Source organism: Streptomyces sp. NPDC091209 (assembly GCF_044757755.1).
Lineage (GTDB): Bacteria > Actinomycetota > Actinomycetes > Streptomycetales > Streptomycetaceae > Streptomyces.
In genome coordinates, this window is the sequence record NZ_JBIVVR010000001.1 from 1,057,882 (window position 1) to 1,072,591 (window position 14,710).

A 14,710-nucleotide genomic window follows, 5' to 3' on the forward strand; every position below is an offset into this window, starting at 1 on the left:
GCCATGTGTGCGTACGGCCTGGCGAAAGTCTTCTGGTCGGTGCGCTGCCCGACCCAGGTGGCTCCCGGATACGAGGGCGGCGTTACGACATCTGTCCTTACGCGGGACCTTCCTTACGCCGACGCCTTCGCGGCGGCAGTTTCGGCGGCCCCTGTGCGATCGGCTGGGGCGGCTGCGACTGCCTCGCGGTCGGGCGCGAGCGGGTCGGTCACCGTGCCGGTCTCTTCATCGAACAGCCCCTGCGCCAGCCTGGTCACCGCAGCGGCGACCGGCGGCGCCAGGTCGGCCACGGCGCGAAGACCGGACAGGACGTCGTCGGGTCGAACGGCAGGCGTCACGTGCCGAACAACCAGCCGCAGTATCGCACAGGGCTGGTCCGTCGGCCTATCAGCCTGTGGACTCTGCGTCTCAGGGGCTGTCTCAAGGCTTGCCACGGCACCGCGGGCGTCGAACGTCCGCATGCCGTTCTTGGCCTTGCGGCTGACCTCGACGGTGTCGGCCGCGTTGAAGGCCTCCACCGCGCGCTCCGCGACCGCCGGGTCCACGCCGTCGAGGCGCAGTTCCCAGATGGAAGCGGTGAGCCGCTCGGCGAGACCCGAGACGCGAGCCTCGACCGCCTCGATGATGTCGAGGCCCTGGGGCATCGACTCGTCGAGGAGCTCTCTCAGCTTCTCGGGGTCGCGCCTGTCGGTGAGCGCGATCTCCAGGTATTCCGCCTCGCTGCCGGTGCCGGTGGGTGCGGCATTGGCGTACGACACCTTCGGATGCGGCGTGAACCCCGCCGAGTACGCCATGGGTACGGCGGCACGGCGCAGGGCACGCTCGAAGGCGCGCTGGAAGTCACGGTGGCTGGTGAACCGGAGGCGGCCGCGCTTGGTGTAGCGCAGTCGGATGCGCTGCACCGCGGGTGCGGGCGGCGGGCCTTCGGGCTGTCGCTTGCCCAGTGTCGCTCAGTCCTTCATGAGTGCGGTCGTACTGCTACCTAGAGTACGTGTCTCACCGCCCGCTGGTTCCCGCCGGGCGACCGGCCGTGGCTCCGGGGGCGCCCCGAAGAGCATCCGCCGGAAGTCGGCGCGGGCCTGCCGGGCGCTGTCCCGGGCGGCGTCCAGCGCCTGCCGGGTCGCCCGCCGGACGCCGCGCGCCATCTCGGCCGCGGGCTTCAGCACCAGGTCGCGCACGACGTGCCCGGCCGGCGTGAGCACGGTCCGGTAGGCCCAGCGCGCCGGTTCCACGACGGTCCACCGGAAGAGGCGCGCGAGGAAACGTCCGACGGCGAGCGAGATGTGGCCGGCGACCCGCCACGCGTGCCCGAGGGCCTCGCCGATCTCCCGGGCGACGACGGCGAGGACGCGCCCGACCGGGACCAGGATCCAGCGCCACACCGCGAGCGCGGGCAGCACCAGCAGGACGCGCGCCGTCCAGTGGAGCGCGCCCCCGATACCCACGAAGACCGTCCGTACGGTCCACGCCATCCCTCCGGCCAGCAGGGCGATCACCCGGCCGACGGGCGTGAGGACCCGGGCGTGGAGCCACAGGGCCGGTACGACGAGGAGGTACCGTGCCAGCCAGGCCACGGCGGTGTACGCCCCGACCCCGACGGCCGCGAGGACCGGCCCGACAGCCTTCAGGAGCCGGCCGACGCATCGTCCGGCAGGCGTGAGCAGCCGTACGTAGACCCGGTCGAGCACGGTCACGACACCGGCGGCGATCCAGGTGACCACGGCCGCGACACCCGCGAACAGCAGGGCGAACCCGGCGCCGGTCCCCCGGGCCGCCCAGGCGACGGCGTGACCGAGCGGGGTCAGGACCGTGCGGTACAGCCACACGGCGGGCACGACGAGCAGCACCTGCCCGAGCCGGGCCAGCGCTCCGCCGACCGGCAGGACGACGTAGCGCCACAGCGCCACCCAGGGCCAGAGGAACAGCGCCCGCGCCACCCAGCCGAGCGCCCTCCCGAGCGCTCGCCCCAGTGGCCGCAGCAGGGTGTCCCGAAGAAGCCTTCCGCCGACGACGAGCGCGTCCCACGCCATCCGTACCGGCACGACGAGGACGAGCACCACGATCCGCACCGGAACGCGGATCGCCACGGCAAGACATCCCGCGGGCTGTGTGGCGGGCCGGCCGGCGGACGGCTTTTCCAGATCCATACCCGCGTAGACGCAGCGGCCGCCGCGATGGATGCGACACATCGGCACATCGGCACCCCGATGTGCCGACCGCCCGTCACCTCCGCGGATCCCACCGCCTCACCTCTTGGCTGGCCTGCCCGCGCGGGACGCCTTCGGCCTGCCGGGGACGGAGGCCGGGGCCGGGACGGTGGAGAGGCGCTGGACCGAGAACTCGCGGTTGATGCCGGTCTGGCGCCGGATGGCCTCGGGCAGGTCGGGCAGGGCCAGCAGCCGGTCGCAGGCCTGGACCGAGCCGGCGTGGTCGCCCACCCAGTACGCGGTGATCGAGTACTCGAAGAGCAGACCCCAGCGGTACACCCAGCCCCTGGTGAAGAGCAGGTCGTCGGGTTCGGGCCGGTCGAGGGCGGCGCCGAGCAGGGCGTGTGCCGTGTGGTGACGGCCCTGGACCCGCAGCCGGGAGGCCAGTTCGTAGCAGGCTTCGAGCCGTTGCGGACGCGCCTCCCAGGCACGGGAGAAGGCGTCCATCGCCCCCGGCCAGTCCCCGGCCCTGTCGGCCTTGAGGAGACCGGCCTCCAGCAGCGAGCAGTAGACCTCCTCCGGCCAGCCGCCCATCGCCGCGCGCCGTTCGTACAGCGCGATCGCCTCCTCGGCGTGCCCGAGGTCGCGTTCGGTGTTGGCGAGGTAGAAGACCGTGCGGGTGTTGGCGGGGTCGCGCTCCAGCTCGCCCCGCAGCAGGCGGGCGTCGCGTTCGAACTTGTCGGCGCGGCAGCCGCCGTCGGCGTGGTCCTCGATCACCAGCGCGTCCAGGTTCGCCTGGACGTCGGGCTCGTCGGTGCACGGGTACTCGTGGGTGACGCCCTCGTAGCGCCATGTCCTGTCGCCGCGCATCAGGTGCTTGAAGCGGTGCTGGGTGCCCGGAGTGTCGTAGCGCAGCATGTACGAGGTCGCCGTCAGCCGGGGCAGCGGGGCGTCCTGGCGCAGGACGTGGTCCGCGTCGATGGTGAGGAGGAAGTCGGCCTTGCCGCGGGCGTACTGGATGTTCCGGGTGCGGTTGTGGCCGAAGTCGACCCAGGCGTCCTCGCGGAGTTCGCCCGGGATGCCGGCGAGTGCCGTGCGGATCAGGTCCTGGGTGCCGTCCGTCGAGCCGGTGTCGGAGATCACCCATGTGTCGATCAGGTGGCGGACCGAGCCGAGGCAGCGTTCGATGACCCGCGACTCGTTCTTGACGATCATGCAGAGGCAGATGGTCTGCGGCTTCACGGCGGCCAATGTGGCACAGGCCGGGCGCCCGGGATCGCAGGGCGCGGGTCCCGGAGCCGAACAGCGCCCGATTGGCCGAAAGCACCTCCAACTTCGTACCAATAGCAGGTAATTGCCCCATCAGGGCACCCGTAATTGCGCTGATTCGATGATCCATGGGCGCGTCGACGGAGCGTGATGATCCGTTCTTCATCGGCGGGTCAAGCTCGCGATCGGTTCCAGGGAATTCCCCGCCACCATCGCCACGGCGCGTACCGGGCCCTCCCGGGCAAGACCTCCGGCGGCAAGGACGCATGCAAGGGCCCGACAGGTCCGGCGCACCCGACCGGAGCCACCGGGCTCCAGGGCGACCCTGGAGTCACCGGCCCCACGGCCCCACAGGCCCCACGGCCCCGACCGGAACCCCTCGGACACCCCTCGTCGGACTCGGTGCTTCAGCCCGAAGAACACCGAGCCGAACAGCACCCGATTGGCCGCAGTAAGTCCAACTTCGAACCAATGGCGGGCAATTGCACCACCAGGCCGCCTCCAATTAGTCTGATTTGATGATGTATAGGGCGCGTTTCGGCGGAATGCGCCTGTCCGACCGGCGTCGGCGGGTCAAGCTCGCGATCGGCTTCGGGGAATTCCCCACCGATCGATCCAAGGAGCACCCCCGCATGAATCCTGAGTCCAGGACCGCCCGCTTGCTGGGCCCACCGGGCCGCGGCCGGTTCAAAAGGGCTGGCGTGGTCGCCTCGCTGGCGCTGGTGACGGCGTCGGGAGTGGTCGGCCCCGCGACCCCGGCGACCCGAAGCGTGTCCGATCGCACGACATCGGCGGCGGGCGGTGCCGACCGGTGCAGGCCGCGCCACCACGAGGTCCAGGCCCTCCCGGGCGAGTCCGCCGACAGCAGGGGGTGCAGAGGACCGCGGGGTCCGCGGGGCGCCACCGGCGCGACCGGGCCCATCGGGCCTCAGGGAGAGACCGGCGCCATCGGAGCCACCGGCCCGCAGGGGGAAACCGGCGCGACGGGCCCGACGGGACCCTGTGTCGCCCTCGACGCCGATCAGGCCTCGGAGGATTTCGAGATCCGTGTCGCGCTCAGCGGCGGAAGGACGTACGCGGGCATCCGTGACCAGCGGACCGGCGAGAAGCAGGACTTCCTGTGGACCGACCTCACCGGCCGTCCCGACTATCCCGCGGGCGGCACGGCCGGCCTGCCCTGCGACGTGTCCGTCAACGCGCACAACCGGAACACCACGGTGAAGCGTGTCAAGTTCGACGTCATGACCACCACGGGCCAGATCTGGGAAGCCGCCTGCGTCGCGTTCACCACCACCCACCCCGCGACCCTGAACTGTGCCGACCGTACGGGCCATCCCAAGCCCTGGATCCTGGTCGCCCGGCAGCCGACGCCCGACGCCCTCAACGGCGGCGTATGACCATCGGCTCGCCGCCACCGGCTTCCCGTGCGGCCCGTACACCCCGTATCTGAACCGGCCGGACGACCGCCAGGCGAAAGGGGTGTCCGACGGGTCGGCACCCGACCCCTAGGACACCCCGCGCGACGGACGGCGGTCGGGACAGCCGCGCCCGGTCAGTCCTCGGTCCAGTCCCCCACGTAGAACAGCTCCAGTTGGCCGTACGGTTCGTCGATGTTCGACAGTTCCTCGGCCAGGCTGTGCAGCACCGTCACGGACCGCACGAAACCGTGCACGTCCGCGCGCAGGAACGAGTGGGCCGCCGTGAACACCATGGCGATGAGCCACGGACGGTCCTCACCGCGCTGCTGAAGGAGGTCGCGGAGCGCGTCCCAGTTGTCGGCGTACTCCTGCGGCCTGACCAACGCCCGGCCCAGCGCGGCCTTGAGCTGCCGCTCCTCACGAACCGTCGCCAGGTCGATCTCCAGTACGGAGAAGCCCGACCGTTCCAGTTCCTCCACCAGGAGGCCGTGCCGTTCCTCACCCACGAAATAGGGGTCGAGCGGCAGCCAGGGCAGCCGTTCCTCGACGTCCACCCAAGCGTCAAGCATCTCGTCCTCGGTACTCACCAAGTCCCCCGCACGCAGTCTTGTGATGATCGCCGGATGAGTACACCACACGCGGCTTGATCGCGATCCGGCTGTCCGCCCACGAACAGGGAACGGCCGGGGGCCGAGCGCACTGTCCGGCACGACGAAGCCGCCCACCAGGATCTTTCGTGGTGGACGGCTTGTGTCCGGGTGTTCAGAGATCGGAGTCGGCGGCGGCGACGTGACGTCCTGGGCCGCTGGACGACACCGGCCGGGGCCGGCGACGGGATTCGAACCCGCGTTGTTCTCTGTACAAGGAGAAGTAGCCGCAGCCTGCGCACCTGAACGACGCCCACACTAACGGCGGTCGGCGCGTCGAGCATCCGACTTACCGTACGTCCGGACCGAGTTGAGCCCGCCGGAACGGCGGGAACGCGGGCGCACACGACCGCGTCCTCGGCCGCCGGGTTCGGTCCGCGTCATCATCAGCGGGCCTTCCCAACAGGTTCTAGGCAGTGGTGCCGCCCGCGTAGTCGCTGTTGAAGGTGGTCTCGACGGTGGTGGCGACGGACTGGGCCACGCCGGTGCCCGTGAGGATGAGGCCCAGTTCCCGATTGTTGCTCAGCGAGTTGCTGCTGATGTTCATGGAACCCGCCTCCACCTCCTGGGTGGACAGGCCGTAGTCGGCGACCATCGCCTTTGCGTGGATGTAGAACCCGTTGGGGTCGGAGTATCCGACGACGGTGCCGCCGGCGGCCTTGATCGCGGACACCTGGGTGGAGTAGCTGGACGGGCTCTCCAGGACCACCCGTACGGCGACGCCCGCCTTCGCCCTGGCCACGATGGCGTTGACCACCGTGCTGTCGCTGAACTCCAGTTCCTCGACGTCGAGCGTCTTGGTGGCACTGTTGATCACGGACACCAGGCGGCCGCGGGAGTCGGTGGGCGACCAGAGCAGATGATCGCCGTCGGTCGGGGTGATCGCGGTGCCGGCGTAGTCCGCGTTGAAGACCTTCTCGATCGCGGCGACGTCGCGGCTGTCGTCGTCGAAGACGCCGTAGTCACGCCCGGTCGGGTAGTACTGGGAGGTGAGGTTGCCGGTGAGGATCAGCGACTTCGTGCCGTCCACCGTGACGGTCTTCTGGTGGGTGTAGACGAAGGTGGACGACGACCAGGCCACTCCCGCGCCCGCGCTCGTCAGGGAGTTGTACGCCGACTGGTTGGCGGACTTGTGCGCGCTGTCCAGGATCACCCGCACCGTGACGCCCTTGTTCTCCAGGGCTATGAGGTCGTTGACGGCCGTGGTGTCCTCAAGCTCGTACATGGTCATGTCGAGCGACGTGGTGGCCGAGTTGATGAAGCCGTAGATCGTGGGCTGGCTGCTGCTCTGCGAGAAGGCGAACGCCGTGTAGCTCGCGGCGTTGGCGGGGATGGCAGTGGCGAGCACGGCGGCGCCCGCTGCCAGCGTGACACCGGCGCGGCCGAAGACCTTCCACAACATGCGTGACTCCTAGTCGAGTTGACGCCCACCCGGGGGGATGGTGGGCGTGTGCATGACACCACGCGCGTAGACTGCCGAGGAAGAGAAGATGAGTGAACGCGCAGTTACCGGTCCGCCGTACGGTCGGACAAAGAGGACTCCGCGCAGATGGAAAGCGGTTCATGCGATCCCCGCGCGATCGCAAAATCTTCGTAGCGAGCCCTGAGAGGTACGCGAGCCGCCCCCGGAAGGGCCCGGCCTCAGCGCCGCGACACGGGCGCGGTACGGCAGGAACCCTCCACCACCGCGCCCCCGAGCGGTTCGCGTCCACCAGGGTGACGAACACGCGTCCCACCCCGGTCACCCCTGGCCGCCGGCACCGCCAGGTCCTCGACGACCTCCTCCGGTCCGGTGTCCAGCGGCGCGGTCTCCTCCACCGCCGCCACGCGCAACGGATCCGACGGCGCGGCGGGAAGGCCGTCTGCCCTCAGTCCCCCGGCGAAGTCGACCCCGCCCGCCACGCGTCCGTCCTGTCCTGAACCTGATCCGGCCCCAAGACAGCCAGATCGACTTCCTGCAGGTCAGTGTCGCAATCGGGAGGAGAAAAGCACCCGCGGTCAGTCCCGAGAACGACACGCGCGGACAGCCCGGGCGGCGAGTCGCAGCCGTCGACGGCGGGACAGGATTCACCTCGCCCGGCTGAAAAGCTCCGATCGGGGCACTCGCTCTGTGCGGCACCAATGGGTACCGCTCCCCGAAGGAAAGAGAAACCCGTGTACATAGGCCTGGGTACCGTCGTCCTCATCATCGTCGTCGTCGCTGTCGTCATGATGCTGCGCCGCCGCTGACACACGCCCCCGCCCGCAGGTCACCTGTGAGACCTCCTGGACGGGCGGCGCGCCCGCCATTGCCTGCTGCCCCGGGAGACGGTCCCTGAGGCGCCTCCAGGGCCCGGCAGCGCAGTGCGGGACGAGGCCGGCCGGCGGCGCGCGAAGGCGAGAACACGAAGCGCCTTCCGCAGCCGCCGCGGCGGCGACCCCATCCTCGCTCGCCCCCCGGCAGAGCGCCCATCGGGCAGAGCGTCGCTCACCGATCGAATGCCCCGTCCACGTCTGTGGCTGTGACCGCTCGGTGCCGACGTGGTGTTCCTGACCGTCAGAGTCAGAGGCGGCAGCTTCTTGCCGGTGGGGCCGATCTGAACGCTGTGTGTCGACGGACGGGCCACTCCACCAGCAGCCGAAGAAGTGAAGGACCGGGTCTCTGACCTGTGACTGCGGACTTGATCAACGCTGCGACCGCGACCCTGCCGAGACCCACCGATGAGTTCCGCCGACTGCGCCGGTCTACCAGGACGTACGCCACCGAGCTGCCGACTGGAGACCCACCATGACCCATCCCGCACACGCCGGCCGCATGCTGTTCGTGAACATGCCCGTAGCGGACCTCGAGCGCAGCAAGGCGTTCTTCGCTGAGCTCGGGTTCAGCTTCAACCCGAAGTTCACCGACGAGAGCGCCGCCTGCATGCTGGTCGGCGAGCACGCTTTCGTCATGCTGCTCAGCCGCGAGAAGTTCGCGGAGTTCTCGAAGCTGCCGATGGCCGATCCCACCACGCACACGCTGGCGCTGTACTGCTTCAGCGTGTCGTCCCGCGACGAGGTCGACGCGGTCAGCGCCACCGCGCTCGCGGCCGGCGGCACCGAGGCGGACGGCGCCGAGGACTACGGCTTCATGTACTCACGCAGCTTCTTCGACCTCGACGGCCACGGCTGGCAGGTCATGTGGATGGACCCGGCGGCGGCGGAGCAGGGCCCCGAAGCGTTCGCGGCCTCCATGCCGGACGCCAACACCCCGGCCTGACCCACCGCGTCCCGCACGTGCGCCGCCGTGCGGCCGAGCGCCCCTCCCGGACAGGGTGGAAGACGCCGGCGGCGCCGGGCGAGGGGACGAAACGACGACCACAGCCACCACCTCCCCCTCGCTCACCCCGCCGGCGTCTCAGCCCGTTCGCGTACCGTCGGCGCCGCACTTCCTGTTGCATCGGTTGAGCCGGCACTGCTGAGCCGGGATCAGGCATCACCCGCCTGTGGGGCGCTGAGTGTGTAGGTGGTTCCGACGCTGGTCTGCACCCATGCGTCCGGGAGGGCTGCGGCGAGGGTGTGCTGGGCGCGCCAGCCGGTGCAGTGACCCGGGACGATCAGCTCGGGTGCGAGTTCGGTGAGCGCGGCCACTGTCGGGCCGATGACCGGTTCGAAGGCGGGGCCGGTCAGGTGGAAGCCGCCGATGAGGGCCAGCAGTTCGCTGATGCCGGTCAGCCTCATGGCGTGCCGGATGATGTTGACCACTCCGGCGTGGCCGCACCCGGTGATGACGACAAGTCCCCGGCCGCGCACGTTGATGACGAGTGCCTGATCGTCGATGACGGTGGGGTCGTGTCGCCAGCCGTTCCCGTCCCAGGCCTGGTGTGCCTGCGGCATGCCGTGCTCGAACTCGGTGACGCGGTCCACCTCGCCGGTGATCAGAATGCCGCCTGCCAGCAGCGACGGCTGCCGCCGCTCGATCACCTCGAACCCTTCGCGTTCCAGGGCACCCCGTGACAGCGTGGGCATCTCCAGACCCTGGCCGGCGGGTAGTTCCAGGCGGCGGCGGGTCCAGACCGCGGGGTGGACCGTCAGCGGCAGGCCGGAGCGCCCGCGCAGCCGGGCCAGGCCGTCGAAGCCGCCCGCGTGGTCGAAGTGTCCATGGCTGAGTACGACGCCCTGCAGGCTGCCGGCATCGATGCCAAGACGCTCGGCGTTCACCGCCAGCCCGTCCGGCGACGCGCCGGTATCGAACAGCAGCGTGCTGCTCACGTTCCCACTTCGGACGGTGACCAGGGCGGAGAAGCCATGCTCGGCACGCAGCCCCGCGAGGGCCTCGCCGCCGGCGAACTGTCGCGCGGCGGTCCGCCCGGCACCCATCGACGCCCGGGTGACGCCTTCGGCAGAGGCCAGCAGGGCGTCGAAGGTGTTGTCGACCATCGTCGTGACCCTGACCTCGTCGACCTCGGGCAGCGTCACCGGGTCAACAGCCGGTCCCTCCGCGACGCGAGGCGCCGACCACGCCGCCGCGGCCCCCGAGTGCCCGTGATCGTCGCACATGCTAGAAAGCGCCTCCCCGCCGATACGACCGGCCGGGGAAGCAGATCCCGGTACAAGCCGCAGGCCCACGGCGGTCGCGCCGGCCGCAGGCGCCGCGCGGTGTCATGCTTCCACTCGCGCGGGCGGGACGACGACGTCGATGAGCCCGGTGGCCACGTAGTACACGAGCCCTGAGACGAAGACTCCGGCCGGAAGCTTCCGCTTGAGGATTTCGACGTCGACGCGGACGGCGGAGACCGGATCGGTGACCGCCTTGGCGTCCAGGTCCCCGGCCGGAACTTCGAAGTAATCGGCCAGCAGCTCGGGGTACGCGGCCAGGTCCGTGATCCCGCAGTCGGTGTGGTGCAGGACCGCATAGTGGACGTCACCCGGGCGAGGGCCGCCCGTGCGGGCCTGGACGACATTCGCCAGCATCTCCAGCGTCCGGAGTGTCTCCGGCGTCACCCGCCCTCCGACGTTGCGGATCACCGCTGCCTCGCCGAGCTTGAGCCCGAGCACGTCGGACGGGTCGACACGAGGGTCGACGCATCCGATGACCGTCAGGCTGCCACTGGGCATGAGCTTCAGGTCGGCGAATGATCCGCCGTCGGCGAACCCGGCGTTCCGCTTGGCTAGTTCGTCCGTGTCGATCACTGTGACGGTAACCCCTTGCCGCTCTGAGCCTGGACCCCGATGACGCCGACGGCGACCTCCGATTGCCGTCAATCCTGGCCCGCCGCCGCCTCCCGTGCCACTCGACTTTGCGGCACATCGTGGTCACGCAGGTCAACGCCTTCCGTGATCCGCCAGGCGAATCGGCGTCGAGGACGATTCAGCCGGCGAGCCCCCTTCCCGGTCAGGAAAGGGGACTCGCGGCCACACCGTCACGTACAGCCCGATACGGACCTCGGACCCGCTCCACCTCGGAAACGATGTGCGCCGAAGCCTCAGGTCCCGGCAGCGGCGTCCGAGAGGGTACCGACGACTCCGGCGGGCGAGGGACGGAAACGCCGGCCGCAGCCGGCGCAGCGGTCACCTCGTCCTCGCCCCCCGCCGAACGCCTCGATCACCCGATCGAGTGCCCCGCTCACGTCAGTGAGAGTGACCGCTCGGCCGCGGCCTTTACCGTGCGGACGACCTCACACCCGCTCTCGGGCAGTGCCCGCCGGATACTCAACACGGCATACCGGAAGTGGCTGAGATGAGCGAGGCTAGCGAGCCCCCCATGGTGTGCACGACCGCTCGTGAAGACTGTGCGGAGCAGCCTTTCCATGCCCCGCGCGAGACACCGGATCGGAGTCCATGACCGACACTCCCGACCCCCGGGTGGCCCCGCCGCGTCAGATGTGGCCGTTGTACGCGGCCGGATTCACGACCGCGTTCGGCGCCCACGGCATCGCCGCGAACCTCGGCGGCCACGGGAGCGGCGCGGTCACCTCGCTGATGGTGCTCGGCGGTCTGCTCGCCCTGTACGACGGCGCCGAAGTGCTGCTCAAACCGGTCTTCGGCACGCTCGCGGACCGTGTCGGGGCGCGCCCGGTCCTGCTCGGCGGGCTCGTCGCGTTCGCCGCCGCCTCCGCCGTGTACGCGCTGGCGGACAGCCCCGGATTGCTGTGGGCGGCGCGCCTCGGTCAGGGCGCCGCCGCGTCCGCCTTCTCGCCCTCGGCCTCCGCGCTGGTCTCCCGGCTCAACCCTGCGGCGAAGCAAGGCAGGGCTTTCGGCAGTTACGGCTTCTACAAGTCCGTCGGCTACACCCTCGGCCCGCTGCTGGGCGGAGTGCTCGTGTGGGCCGACGGGCTACGGCTGTTGTTCACGGTCCTGGCGGTACTGGGCGCGGTGGTCGCCGTGTGGGCGGCGCTCGCCGTTCCGGTGGTGCCGCCGCTGCCGAAGGCCCGGCAGACCGTGTTCGACCTTGCCAGGCGACTGACACACCCGGATTTCCTGCGTCCGACCGCTGCGTTGGCCGCCGCGACCGCCGCGCTCTCCGTCGGTGTGGGCTTCCTGCCCGTCTCGGGCCGGGCGGCCGGTCTGGGCACGGTCGCGACCGGCGCGGCCGTGTCGGTGCTCGCGGCCTGTGCCGCCGTCGTCCAGCCCCGGGCCGGACGCGCACTGGACGCCGGGCGCCTCACCGCGCGCGGCGGCATCTTGGCCGGGTTGCTGCTCGCCGCCGCGGGTTTGGGCTGCGCGACCCTGCCGGGCGTGCCGGGGGTGCTGTCCGGCGCGGCCCTGATCGGCACCGGAACCGGCCTGATCACCCCCCTCGGCTTCGCTGCTCTGGCCGCCTCGACTCCCGCCGAGCGGCTCGGCCAGACCATGGGTGCCGCCGAGCTCGGCCGCGAACTCGGCGACGCGGGCGGCCCGTTGCTCGTCGCGGCCGTCGCCACGCTCACGACCCTCGACCACGGTTACGCGACTCTGGCCGTGGTCCTCGCTCTCGCACCCACGGCCGCTCTCGTACGCCGAGCCGCCGGGCTGCGTACCCCCCGCTGACCGGCTCAGCAGGGCACGTCGAGCGTGACGGCTGCTCCCGTGGCTCCCGTGGCTCGCGGTGGGACGTTCTCGGCGCGGGCCGTTCCGCCGTGTGAGGCCGCGACCGCCGCCACGAGCGCCAGGCCGAGGCCGGCACCGGGCGTGGTGCGGCTCGCCTCGGCCCGGCTGAAGCGGTCGAAGGCGTGCGGCAGGAAGTCCGGCGGGAAGCCAGGTCCTTCGTCGCGGACCGACAGGGACAGCCCGCCGTCGTATGTCTCGGCGCGCACCACGATCGCGCCGCGGCCGTGGCGCAGGGCGTTGTCGAGGAGGGTGCCCATGGCCGGTTCCAGCCAGCGGGGGTCGACCCGCACGGTGGCGTGGTCGTACGTGACGGTCAGGGCGCGGCCGTCGCGTTCCGCGGCCGTCCGGTACTGCGCGCAGGTGCCGTCGAGGAGACGGTCGAGAGAGATCGGGACGCGTTGGATGCGTTCCCCGCTGCCGAGTTGCTCGAGGTCGAGGAGGGCATTGGCGAGGGTGACCAGACGGCGCGCCTCGGCGTCGACGGCGTGCAGGGTCTCGGTCAGCTCCTCGGCGGTACGCGGCCGGTGCAGGGCGACGTCGAGTTCGGCGCGCATCAGAGTGAGCGGGGTGCGCAGCTCATGGCTGGCGTCCGCGATGAACTGGTGTTCGCGGGCGGCCGAGGCGGCCAGTCGGTCGAGCATCCGGTTGAGGGTGTGCCCGAGCCGGGTGATCTCGTCGTCGCGGTCGGTCGGCACTTCCAGCCGCAGTCCCGGTGCCGCGTCGGCGCCGTCGGCGAGGGCCGCGGCACCCACCCGGTAACGCTCGACCGGGCGCAGGGCGGCGCGGGCGGTGCGGTAGCCGACGTACGAGGCTGCCAGCAGCGTCAGCCCCGAAGCGAGGGCGAGCTGGGCGAGGAGCTCGCGCAGCGCTTCGTCGCGGTGGCCTCGTTGGACGGCCGCGATGACGATGCGCGGCTGTCCGCCGGCGGTGACGCGCTGCGCGCGCAGGCGCAGAGTGCCGTCGGTGATGGGCAGCAGGGCGCCTATGTCGCGCCGGACGACGGCTCCGTGCGCGGCGGCGGCCCGTTCGGTCGGCGTGAGCAGTCGCTGATCGCGGACGACGGAGCTGGAGCGCAGCACACGGCCGTCCGTGTCGAGGACCTGGCTCAGACTTCCGTTCGGGCCGGCCGGCAGCTCCTGACCGTCGCGGACGGCCCGGTCGAGGGTCTGCTGATAGGCGGCGAGATCCTCGTCGAGTTGACTGTCCAGCGCCGTTTCGACGCGCCAGTAGACCAGGCCCGCGGCGCCCGTGAGGACAAGTGTCATGGCGAGTGCGACGGCGAGCACCAGACGGCCGACGACGGGCAGCCGCTGGAACCGGGTGAGGAGCGGTCCGGGCGGCCGTGTCACGGGGTGGTCTCCAGGCGGTAGCCCCGGCCGCGGAGTGTGGTGATCGTGGCACGGTCGAAGGCACGATCGACCTTGGCCCGGACCTTGGAGACATGGACGTCGATGGCGTTGCTGCGCAGATCGGTCTCGCCGTCCCAGACCTCGTCGAGGAGTTGGAGCCGCGAGACGACCCGGCCGGCGTTCTCCATCAGCACCCGCAGGACGTCGAACTCCCGGCGTGACAGGTCGAGCTCGCAATCACCGCGCCAGGCCCGCTGCTGCTCGGGGTCGAGGACGAGATCGCCGGCCTGGAGGCGACCGGCCGGATCGGGGCGGCGCCGCGATATCGCGCGCAGCCGGGCCAGCAGCTCCTCCATCGCGAACGGCTTGACCACGTAGTCGTCGGCGCCCGCGTCGAGTCCGGCGACCCGCTCGCTCACGTCACCGCGGGCGGTGAGCAGGATCACGGGGACGTCGATCCCCTCACCTCGCAGGGAGCGGCACACCTCGACGCCGTCGACACCGGGGAGCATGACGTCCAGGACCACCGCGTCGAGCCGGGGGTCGCGCGCGGCGGCGAGGCCGGAGGGGCCGTCGTAGCGGCCCTCTGCGGTGTGGCCGGATTCGCTGAGGTAGCGGACGACCAGATCGGTGAGGCGGGTCTCGTCGTCGACGACCAGGCAGTGCATGCGGGTCAGGCTAACCGGGAGCGGGACCATCCCTTACCCGGCCCGGGACTTCCCAGCACCGGAAGCGAGATCACCCCACGGGGAGCGCGAGGCCGGCCCTGCCGGGCGCCAGGAGCCGGGTGCTCGGAAGCCTTCATGGTCTGTTCATGCGTCGTCCCTAGCGTT

The 14,710-nt window shown here is 71.0% G+C and carries 12 protein-coding genes; 3 read left to right on the forward strand and 9 right to left on the reverse strand.

Features of this window, described 5'->3' with window-relative positions; all coding sequences use genetic code 11:
* Positions 1–113 precede the first annotated feature (113 nt).
* The 3 genes from ACIQRL_RS04625 to ACIQRL_RS04635 form a co-directional block, all read right to left on the reverse strand.
* Complete coding sequence (locus ACIQRL_RS04625) at positions 114–902, reverse strand: TIGR03936 family radical SAM-associated protein (protein WP_401326936.1); 789 nt, start codon at positions 900–902, stop codon at positions 114–116.
* 48 nt (positions 903–950) lie between these two features.
* Positions 951–2,147 carry a hypothetical protein gene (locus ACIQRL_RS04630; protein WP_401328092.1) on the reverse strand — a complete coding sequence of 399 codons (1,197 nt, stop codon included), beginning with the start codon at positions 2,145–2,147 and terminating at the stop codon, positions 951–953.
* A gap of 99 nt (positions 2,148–2,246) precedes the next feature.
* Positions 2,247–3,389, reverse strand: a complete 1,143-nt coding sequence (locus ACIQRL_RS04635) for a tetratricopeptide repeat protein (RefSeq protein ID WP_401326939.1) — start codon at positions 3,387–3,389, stop codon at positions 2,247–2,249.
* A gap of 659 nt (positions 3,390–4,048) precedes the next feature.
* Here ACIQRL_RS04635 and ACIQRL_RS04640 point away from each other — a divergent pair.
* Entirely contained in the window at positions 4,049–4,813 is a 765-nt protein-coding gene (locus tag ACIQRL_RS04640; RefSeq protein ID WP_401326941.1) for a hypothetical protein, read from the forward strand.
* 155 nt (positions 4,814–4,968) lie between these two features.
* Here ACIQRL_RS04640 and ACIQRL_RS04645 read toward each other — a convergent pair whose 3' ends face one another.
* Both ACIQRL_RS04645 and ACIQRL_RS04650 read right to left on the reverse strand, forming a co-directional pair.
* Positions 4,969–5,403, reverse strand: coding sequence for a barstar family protein (locus ACIQRL_RS04645; protein ID WP_401326942.1), 435 nt, complete (start codon positions 5,401–5,403; stop codon positions 4,969–4,971).
* 487 nt (positions 5,404–5,890) lie between these two features.
* Complete coding sequence (locus ACIQRL_RS04650; protein ID WP_401326944.1) at positions 5,891–6,883, reverse strand: phospholipase D-like domain-containing protein; 993 nt, start codon at positions 6,881–6,883, stop codon at positions 5,891–5,893.
* 1,365 nt (positions 6,884–8,248) lie between these two features.
* Between ACIQRL_RS04650 and ACIQRL_RS04655 the strand changes: the two genes are divergently transcribed.
* The gene (locus ACIQRL_RS04655) at positions 8,249–8,719 is read left to right on the forward strand and encodes a VOC family protein (protein ID WP_401326947.1); all 471 of its coding nucleotides are present in this window, start codon (positions 8,249–8,251) and stop codon (positions 8,717–8,719) included.
* Positions 8,720–8,928: 209 nt separating this feature from the next.
* Here the strand turns inward: ACIQRL_RS04655 and ACIQRL_RS04660 are convergent, their stop codons facing one another.
* Complete coding sequence (locus ACIQRL_RS04660; protein WP_401326950.1) at positions 8,929–9,918, reverse strand: MBL fold metallo-hydrolase; 990 nt, start codon at positions 9,916–9,918, stop codon at positions 8,929–8,931.
* Positions 9,919–10,101: 183 nt separating this feature from the next.
* A complete protein-coding gene (locus tag ACIQRL_RS04665) occupies positions 10,102–10,632 on the reverse strand; it encodes a carbonic anhydrase (protein WP_401326953.1) in 531 nt (176 codons plus the stop codon).
* Positions 10,633–11,280: 648 nt separating this feature from the next.
* Here ACIQRL_RS04665 and ACIQRL_RS04670 point away from each other — a divergent pair.
* Positions 11,281–12,468 (forward strand): MFS transporter, encoded by a 1,188-nt coding sequence (locus ACIQRL_RS04670; RefSeq protein ID WP_401326956.1) that lies wholly within the window; start codon positions 11,281–11,283, stop codon positions 12,466–12,468.
* A gap of 5 nt (positions 12,469–12,473) precedes the next feature.
* On the opposite strand, the gene ACIQRL_RS04675 is transcribed toward ACIQRL_RS04670, so the two are convergent.
* Both ACIQRL_RS04675 and ACIQRL_RS04680 read right to left on the reverse strand, forming a co-directional pair.
* Positions 12,474–13,877 (reverse strand): sensor histidine kinase, encoded by a 1,404-nt coding sequence (locus ACIQRL_RS04675; protein WP_401326958.1) that lies wholly within the window; start codon positions 13,875–13,877, stop codon positions 12,474–12,476.
* A complete protein-coding gene (locus tag ACIQRL_RS04680; RefSeq protein WP_401326961.1) occupies positions 13,874–14,545 on the reverse strand; it encodes a response regulator transcription factor in 672 nt (223 codons plus the stop codon). The genes ACIQRL_RS04675 and ACIQRL_RS04680 overlap by 4 nt, the downstream gene beginning before the upstream one ends.
* Positions 14,546–14,710 lie beyond the last annotated feature (165 nt).